10 protein-coding genes are annotated in these 7,155 nt (G+C 55.6%); 7 read left to right on the top strand and 3 right to left on the bottom strand.

All coding sequences use genetic code 11. From position 1 onward, the window contains the following. Positions 1-755: dissimilatory-type sulfite reductase subunit alpha (dsrA, locus tag ACW81B_RS04055; RefSeq protein WP_491578933.1), on the bottom strand; the 755-nt coding region annotated here is incomplete at its 3' end. Between the two features lie 468 nt (positions 756-1,223). Between dsrA and ACW81B_RS04060 the strand changes: the two genes are divergently transcribed. The 5 genes from ACW81B_RS04060 to ACW81B_RS04080 all read left to right on the top strand — a co-directional run bounded on the left by ACW81B_RS04060 (position 1,224) and on the right by ACW81B_RS04080 (position 3,855). Beyond that, positions 1,224-2,156 (top strand): TauD/TfdA family dioxygenase, encoded by a 933-nt coding sequence (locus ACW81B_RS04060; protein ID WP_491578934.1) that lies wholly within the window; start codon positions 1,224-1,226, stop codon positions 2,154-2,156. 1 nt (position 2,157) lies between these two features. Beyond that, the gene (locus tag ACW81B_RS04065; RefSeq protein WP_491578935.1) at positions 2,158-2,352 is read left to right on the top strand and encodes a sulfur relay protein DsrC; all 195 of its coding nucleotides are present in this window, start codon (positions 2,158-2,160) and stop codon (positions 2,350-2,352) included. A 6-nt stretch (positions 2,353-2,358) separates the two neighbouring features. Continuing rightward, on the top strand, positions 2,359-3,066 hold the full coding sequence (cas6, locus tag ACW81B_RS04070) for a type I-MYXAN CRISPR-associated protein Cas6/Cmx6 (protein WP_491578936.1): 708 nt from the start codon (positions 2,359-2,361) through the stop codon (positions 3,064-3,066). A gap of 135 nt (positions 3,067-3,201) precedes the next feature. After that, positions 3,202-3,540 (top strand): TusE/DsrC/DsvC family sulfur relay protein, encoded by a 339-nt coding sequence (locus ACW81B_RS04075; protein WP_491578937.1) that lies wholly within the window; start codon positions 3,202-3,204, stop codon positions 3,538-3,540. 111 nt (positions 3,541-3,651) lie between these two features. After that, the gene (locus ACW81B_RS04080) at positions 3,652-3,855 is read left to right on the top strand and encodes a hypothetical protein (protein WP_491578938.1); all 204 of its coding nucleotides are present in this window, start codon (positions 3,652-3,654) and stop codon (positions 3,853-3,855) included. A 67-nt stretch (positions 3,856-3,922) separates the two neighbouring features. Here the strand turns inward: ACW81B_RS04080 and ACW81B_RS04085 are convergent, their stop codons facing one another. Then, on the bottom strand, positions 3,923-4,597 hold the full coding sequence (locus tag ACW81B_RS04085) for a Fe2+-dependent dioxygenase (protein WP_491578939.1): 675 nt from the start codon (positions 4,595-4,597) through the stop codon (positions 3,923-3,925). Positions 4,598-4,635: 38 nt separating this feature from the next. On the opposite strand from ACW81B_RS04085, the gene ACW81B_RS04090 reads away from it, so the two are divergent. Further along, entirely contained in the window at positions 4,636-4,956 is a 321-nt protein-coding gene (locus ACW81B_RS04090) for a hypothetical protein (RefSeq protein ID WP_491578940.1), read from the top strand. Here ACW81B_RS04090 and ACW81B_RS04095 read toward each other — a convergent pair. Continuing rightward, a complete protein-coding gene (locus tag ACW81B_RS04095; RefSeq protein WP_491578941.1) occupies positions 4,931-5,332 on the bottom strand; it encodes a hypothetical protein in 402 nt (133 codons plus the stop codon). The two genes, ACW81B_RS04090 and ACW81B_RS04095, sit on opposite strands and share 26 nt — an antisense overlap. Before the next feature lie 178 nt (positions 5,333-5,510). On the opposite strand from ACW81B_RS04095, the gene ACW81B_RS04100 reads away from it, so the two are divergent. Continuing rightward, a partial coding sequence (locus ACW81B_RS04100; RefSeq protein ID WP_491578942.1) for a sensor domain-containing protein occupies positions 5,511-7,155 on the top strand: 1,645 nt, incomplete at its 3' end.

Below are 7,155 nucleotides of genomic sequence, written 5' to 3' on the forward strand. Positions count from 1 at the left end.
CCCTTCTTGGCCACATAGGCCTTGACTTCTTCCTGGTCGACTTTCATGTCGTCGCGCCAGGTACCGATCACGGCAAAGTCAGAACGCTCGATGGAGTTCTGGCAGTCGTTCGGGCAACCGGAGACCTTGAACTTGAACTTGTAGGGCAGGGCCGGACGGTGAACGTCATCGGTGAAGTTATTCACCAGGTGACGATGAATGGCGTGCTCGTTGGCGCAGGACATTTCACAACGGGCCGCACCGACACAGGACATGGCGGTACGTACACAGGGACCGGCGCCGCCGAGATCCCAGCCGTATTCGTTGATGTCATCAAAGAAGTGCTGGGTGTTTTCGGTAGTGGTACCGATGAACATGATGTTACCGGTCTGACCGTGGAAGGTCTGCAGGCCTGAACCCCATTTTTCCCAGCTGTCACCGAGTTTACGCAGCATGTCGGTGGTGTAGTAGTTGGCCGGGGTCGGCTGTACGCGCAGGGTGTGGAATTCCCTGGACTCAGGGAACGCATCGCCGACTTCGGAGAAGCGCGGAATGATACCGCCACCATAACCAAACACGGAAACGGTGCCGCCTTTCCAGTAACCCTTGCGGGTTTCGTAGGAGTGCTCGAGCTGTCCGAGCAGCGAGTTGGTCACTTTGCGAATGCGTTCGTCCGGGTGGTCGTCGCGCAGACGCTTGATGCCGGAAATAAAGCTCGGCCAGGGGCCGTTTTCCAGTTCGTCGAGCATGGGCGTGGGATAATGCTTATCAGCCATGGCCGTCTCCTTCCTGTTGTATGTGTCGTGGCGGTAGCCGCCGTTACATTGATTTAAGTACAAAAACTGTATTCAGTACTTCATGTTCTATTGAGTTTAGAAGTTCCCGTATCGGAACCGGATTTCCGATACGGGAACTCCCTCACTGGGCGGGATGAAGTCTAGGAGTGTCGGACGCCTCAGAGAACCCTACCCTTGGGGTGTGTGTGAACAGCAACACTATCCCCAATGGGATAGGCCGGAATCGGTCCCACCGCGGCCGGCGATTATACGGTGGCGCCGGGCAAATTGCCAAGATCGGAGAATGTTTGAATATTATCAGGTGCTTATTGACTAATTGGCGCATAAACAATCTTTCGGAAACCGTCGCGATGGCCATAACCCTTGAAAAAACCATATATTAGCTGATTGGTGACCGGCCAAATCTGGTAAAATGTATTTTTCAGCAAAATTGTTCAAAGCCATTCAATGTCCTCGTCAGCCCCGCCTGTAAAGCGTCACGACCTTGCTTCGCCCTTCAGCCTTGAGGCGATGGATGCCTATGTCGCCTGGAGGGAACGCAAGTTGTCCGGCTGGCCCGCGAACAGCCGTGAACTGATGACGGAAATCGCTGATGGTGCTGCACCCGGGGCCAGTGAGATCGCCGCTATTCGCGCTACGCTGGCACGTGTCAATGTTGCGTTCTACAGGCTGAAAACGCCTGCGCAGGGTGACAAGGCAATGATTCGAACACTCGGTCGCCGGCTGGGTCTTGAACGCCTCGATACTAACCTGTGTGCGGATGGCGACGGTATTACTTCGCTCACCGTGGTCGAAAAACGTCAGGAGGGTGAGTACATCCCCTATACCAATCGACCGCTGAACTGGCATACCGATGGTTACTATAACGCGCTGGATCGGCAGATTCGTGGCGTGATCCTGCACTGTGTGCAACCGGCGCAGGCGGGGGGTGACAATGCCTTTATGGATCATGAAATCGCTTATATACAGGTTCGGGATGAAAACCCCGATTTTATTCGCGCGCTGATGGCGCCGGATGCCATGACCATCCCGCCCAATATCCAGAAGGGGATGGAGCTGCGGCCGCGTCAGACAGGGCCGGTATTTTCCATTGATGCATGCGGCCACTTGCATATGCGCTACTCGGCGCGTGCGCGAAATATCGAATGGAAGGGCGATTCAACCACACAGGCTGCGGCAGAATGTCTTTTGAGCTTGTTTCAACAGGATTCGCCCTATATATTTCGCCACCGGCTTGAAGCTGGCGAGGGCGTGATCAGTAATAATGCACTGCATTGCCGCACCGGCTTCAGTCATGAAGAAGGTGATGTTTCGCGGCTTTTATACCGTGCGCGGTACTTCGACCGCGTTGTGAATTCTGTTGCAGGCCAGGGTGAATAACATGTTATGTCTTAGCGAGATATTGTTGCAGCACCACGACCTCCAGTCGTTTGACGAGCTGGTCAGCCTGGTTGAAGAAAAGGCGCGTGGTGGTGAATTGTTTTTCCAGATGGACGTTCGGCCACCTTACCCGGATACACCGGAAAGCTGGGAAGATCGCCTGGAAGCGGCCTTTGCAGCCGCTGGCAGGAGGTAAGGCGCCGTGTTCTGGGAAGAGGACAAGGACGAAAATACGCCTTATACGGTGCCGGAAGATGTGGTTGACCAGGTTTATCACATCAGCTGCAAGTGCCTGCCACTGGATCATGCCTACGCATTCTCCGAGGCGGTTCGCCAGGTGTTGCCCTGGATGGACGATGAGCCGACGGCGGGTATTCACCTGATTCATGGTGCAGAATCCGGTAATGGCTGGATGCGTCCCGAAGACCCGGCCAATGAATTGCTGCATTTGTCGAAGCGTTCGCGCATGACATTGCGCGTGCCAGGCCACCGTGTGGAAGATGCCGGTCGGTTAAGCGGCGTGGTACTGGATATTGAGGGCCACCGGCTGGAAGTCGGCAAGGTGAAAACGCGTGTGTTCAGCACCTTGCCGACCCAGTTTGCCCGTTACGTGGTCGTGCCTGATGGCATGGATCACGAAGATGAAGAAGCCTTTATGCAGTATGCGGCAGAGCAGTTGCGGGCGCTGGAAGTTCCGGTGCGCAAGTTGCTGTGCGGCAGGGCGCATGCCATCCGGCATCCTGACGGTGATCTGTATACCCGCAGCGTCATGCTTGCGGACCTGGAACCGGAGCAGGCGATTCGTCTTCAGCAGTCTGGCATTGGCTCGCATCGGAAAATGGGTTGCGGACTGTTTTTGCCCCACAAGGGCATTCGCGCGGTACATGAAATGACCACCGACAAAAAGTAGTTCGTCATGCCGGCGCAGGCCGGCATCCAGGATACGGGTATAGATTCCGGCCTGCACCGGAATGACGGCTCTGAAATTGGTTATAAAATTATTTAACTATATTTATTAACTTGATGAAACAAATGGAGATATAGCATGGCTCTTGACGTTGATGGCAAAACGGTTGAAACCACCGAGAACGGTTACCTGGTCAATGCCGATGACTGGACTGAAGCAGTTGCCCAGGCGATTGCCGATGCCGACAAGCTGGAAATGACGGAAAAACATTGGGATGTCGTCATGTATTTGCGCGATGAGCACTATAACAACGGCGGTAATGAACCCAACGAGCGTTCCATCCTCAAGGCCATGGCCAAGAAGTGGGGCGACAAACCGACCAGCAAGCTGATGTACAGCATGTTCCCGGGTATGCCCAGCAAGCAGGGCCGCAAGATTGCCGGTCTGCCGCAGTCCACGCGCAAGGGTGGCTATTAATTCCCGGCCTTCCCATTGGGGATATAGCGGGAATCAGCAATTCGTAATATATTGCGCCGCAGTCATTTGTGCGGCGTATGCCCTGGAACCAGACGCTTTGGAGGCAAGACCATGAGCGAGAAGCAAGAGTTGATCAAAAAGTTGATCGAGATGCAGAAGAAGTTCATTGCGTATGAGCATGAACACGGCGTGTCACAGGAAGAATACTTCACGGCACCTGAAGGTCACGAACTGGCTGGCTACCGTCAGGAATACCGTGATCTGGCCATGAAGCTGGTCGACATGGCGCACGAAGAAAAAGGCTCACACCCTTAATTCCAGGGCGTACGGGTTTTACGACGGGCCGATGTGCAGTGCACTCGGCCCGTTTTTTGTGGCTGGCCTACAACTCCGCCCACAGGCGTGTGAGGTTGACGTAGGCATGATCGACCTGCGTGGTCTCGCTGGCTTGCGGACGGTTTTTTTGCAGGCTCTCCCGGGCCTGGTAAAGCTGGTAGAGGATTTCCCGCCGGGCCGGGTCGCGCACCATGCTCTGGGTCCAGGTTACAGCCACCAGCCGTTCTCCACGCGAGACTTCGGCGACGTGGTGCAGACTGGATGAGGGGTAGATGATTGCATCGCCGGCGGCCAGCTTGAACGTCTGTTCGCCGAAGCCGGTGCGTATGACCAGTTCACCGCCGTCGTAGCGGTCCGGTTCGTTCAGAAACACGGTGGTGGAAATGTCGCTACGGTACTGCCCGCCCGGCGGCCCCATGACCGGATCGTCAACGTGATCGCCATAGCGCATGCCTTTCGTGTAGCGCGCATAGAACGGCGTTGCCACACGAACCGGCATGGCCGCAGCCTGGTAGTGTGGATGCTGTACCAGCGCGCCCATGACGATACTGTTGAGCTGTTCCATGTGCGAGGCGGCTGTTTGCAGTTCCTCGTTATGTTTTACTTCACGGGCACGGGTGCCTGCAGACAGGCGGCCATCTACAAACCGGCCGTCCTTCAGCAGAGAGAGAACCCGTTCGAGTTGTGTCTTGCCGAGTACGGCGGGAATGACAACGAGCATGTTGTATCCTGAATTCAGAGTGAGTCGGAGATTCCACGATGATATTGAAACTGACCATCGACGATCAAACCTACAACATTGATGTACCGGAACAGATGTTGAAGGAGGCGGAGGAATTCTACGCCAAAATGGACGCCGATATGGACAAGGGCTGGCAGATGAGCCGCTTCTGGGTTGAGAAACCCGACCTGTACCAGCGTTGCCAGATTGTGGCTGACCGTGTGCTGGGTGCCTTCCATACGGAAAACAGACAAATGCTGAAGCTGATGTCCGGTTACATCCTCAGCCGTGTGCCGCATGTTGAAGAAGTCATTGTCGATACCAGCGGTGATATTACCCTGACGGAAATTGTTGCCTGAAACGCGGATCGCAAAGATCTGCGCCGGCTGCGCGGGCTGCGTGTACTTTCATCAGTTTCATAATATCTTCACGCGGTGGATAGGCCGAATCGACCTGCATGAGGTAAGCCTGCCAGTTGGAGAAATCACTTGCCAGTTGCGCATCGGTACCGTGACAGGCCAGCACGGCGACCACGGCATCACCGACTTTCCACGGACCGTCTCCCTTTATGGGGCCGGGCACATAACGCAACGCTTCATCAATATCCATTTCCGGCCAGAACGGCGGCAGGTAGATGAGCCCGTCGTTGTACGACAGCTTCTCAACCACAATATCCTTGCGCCCATTGGCGAGGCGGATTGCCAATGGGGCGGTTACGGTGAACAGGTCGGCCACAATATGTCGTTCTCGAAACAGGATTCCGGGGCGATAATATACCAGAAACGGGAAAAATCCGGTGCGAGAGACAGGCGGTCGGGAGGGGTTGGGCCGGATACGCTCCAGTTTAGTGCCTATACTGACGATAAGCTTGTGAATAGACCTGGTTTGTGTGAGGGGGATGGGGTGCTTGAGCATGGATGAGACGCCGGAGGGTAAGCCGCACGACAGCGATGGCGAGTTCTACGCCCAGCTGCTGCGCGCCTATTTCGACAGCGCCAACGACGCAATTTTTGTCCTCTGCAATGAACTCAAGTTTCTCAGCTGTAACCGTCGTATGGAAAGCTGGCTGGGAATGGCGGAAAGCGAACTGACACGCCACAACTGCCGTTTGCCCATTACCACTCTGGTGAGGAACGAGGAGACAGCGGATCTCTTTGAACGTGCGGCGCATGCCGTCCTCGAAGGAGAGCCGCAATGTTTTGAGTGCTGTCTTGAACCGCGCGGGGGGCGGCAGCGCTGGGTCGAGATTCATATGAACCGTGTCGATGTCGAGGCTGGCGATATGGTTATTGCCGTCGCCCGTGATATCACCGAACGCCGTGAACAGATGGCGCAGATCTACTATCAGTCGATGCACGACAGTCTGACCGGTTTGCCGAATCGCGCTTCACTGAAAGAGTTTCTGGATTTGCAATCCGGCGAGGGCAGTGCGCTTGCTGTACTGGCTGTCGACGTGCCACGCTTCCGGGATGTCAATGAGGCGCTGGGCCACCATCTTGCTGATGAGGTGCTGAAAACCATTACCGACGGCCTGAAAACCATCGCCCGACAGTATCGCGACACCCGTGTGTTTCGCCTGGCAGGCGACCAGTTCATTATTGTCTCGCAGGGCGTTGCTGCCGAGTGCTGGAACGAAATCTCCGAGTCTGTCCAGCATTGGCTGTCGCTCCCGCTGAAACAGTCCGGCATCGAGCTGACACTTGGCTCAAAAATCGGTGTATCGCTGTATCCCTCGCACGTCAGCACGCCTTCCGAGCTGGTGCAGGCGGCAGAAGCTGCCTTGCATGCTGCCAAGCAGCAGGCTGCCACGGGTATCAAGATGTACTACCCGGAGCTTCTGGCCTCGGGGGGTGAAAGGCTTGTGCTGCTCAATGACCTGCGCCAGGCCATCGAGGATGAATCCCTTTCGGTACACCTGCAGCCGATCGTGCCGCTGCACGGCCAGGGACTGGTCAGGCTGGAGGCACTGGCACGCTGGAATCACCCGGACAGGGGTATGGTGTCGCCTGAGCATTTTATTGCACTGGCGGAAACCAGTGGGCAGATTCTTTCACTGACCTGGCTGGTGATAGAGTGTGCACTCAAGCAGGCGGCGCCACTGATACGTGGTGAACGCATCGCATCTGTCTCGATCAATCTGTCTCCCTACTGTCTTCTCGATGCCGGTTTTACCGAAAAATTTGCGGAGGTGATCGCCCGGCACGGTATTGAGCCTTCATACGTTATGCTTGAGATCACCGAAAGTATCGCCATGTCGGAACGCATGCAGAAATACACGGTGATGTCGCTTCGCGAACTCGGCGTGGAGCTGTCCATTGACGACTTTGGCACCGGGCATTCATCCCTGTCCAAGTTGCGTCAGTTGCCGGTTACCGAACTGAAAATTGACCGGTCATTCGTCACCAATATGCTTAACGATGAGAATGACGAGGCTATCATTATCGCCACCATACAGCTGGCCCATAGTCTGGGGCTGGATATTGTTGCAGAAGGGGTCGAGGACGCCGAGGTATTGCATCGGCTCGGTGAACTGGGCTGTGATTATGCGCAGGGCCGTT

It is taken from the genome of Thiogranum sp. (assembly GCF_058323355.1).

What these genes read in the sequence shown, in the direction of transcription:
- ACW81B_RS04060 (WP_491578934.1), top strand. Translation starts at nt 1,224, where the DNA reads ATGTCCTCGTCAGCCCCGCCTGTAAAGCGTCACGACCTTGCTTCGCCC.
- ACW81B_RS04065 (WP_491578935.1), top strand. Translation starts at nt 2,158, where the DNA reads ATGTTATGTCTTAGCGAGATATTGTTGCAGCACCACGACCTCCAGTCG.
- ACW81B_RS04075 (WP_491578937.1), top strand. Translation starts at nt 3,202, where the DNA reads ATGGCTCTTGACGTTGATGGCAAAACGGTTGAAACCACCGAGAACGGT.
- ACW81B_RS04080 (WP_491578938.1), top strand. Translation starts at nt 3,652, where the DNA reads ATGAGCGAGAAGCAAGAGTTGATCAAAAAGTTGATCGAGATGCAGAAG.
- ACW81B_RS04085 (WP_491578939.1), bottom strand. Translation starts at nt 4,597, where the DNA reads ATGCTCGTTGTCATTCCCGCCGTACTCGGCAAGACACAACTCGAACGG.
- ACW81B_RS04090 (WP_491578940.1), top strand. Translation starts at nt 4,636, where the DNA reads ATGATATTGAAACTGACCATCGACGATCAAACCTACAACATTGATGTA.